Source organism: Olavius algarvensis spirochete endosymbiont (genome assembly GCA_900608495.1).
Taxonomy (GTDB): Bacteria; Spirochaetota; Spirochaetia; order DSM-2461; family DSM-2461; genus UBA2779.
In genome coordinates, this window is record UWYT01000169.1 from 1 (window position 1) to 431 (window position 431).

1 protein-coding gene is annotated in these 431 nt (G+C 44.3%); it reads right to left on the minus strand.

Annotation, left to right across the window (positions count from 1 at the left end; genetic code table 11):
• Positions 1 to 177: 177 nt before the first annotated feature.
• The coding region (locus tag S1OALGB6SA_RS10160) for a hypothetical protein (protein WP_230204408.1) at positions 178 to 431 on the minus strand (254 nt) is incomplete at its 5' end.

Sequence of the window (431 nt, forward strand, 5' to 3'; positions counted from 1 at the left end):
CTCCGCAGATTTTTCATTTCCAATCAACCTCCGCTTCATAATCAAAAAGGAATTGGCTCTCTATAAGACCAAAGTGGATCCGCTTATAGCGATCAATCCAGAGGAATACTAGGAATACTAGGAGTAAGCGGTGGCTTGGGGATTGATTCTACTCCTTTTTCAACGGCTCCTGATATATCATCGGCTAAATGGCTGAGTAAAACTCATGGTAGTAGCACCTATGAACCCTCCACCTATCCCAATAGCAATTCCAATCCCATTAAATTTGCCTTTCTCATCCAAATAGATAGTGAGAGAACCGATCCCCACATTCAAATCCAGATTGAGCCCAGGTCCTTCTGCTTCTCCAGGAAACCACGCTATTCCTATGGCAACCCCCGCAGTTTTACCTATACCAACACCCACAGTTCCAATAATGCCAGATTCCTCTG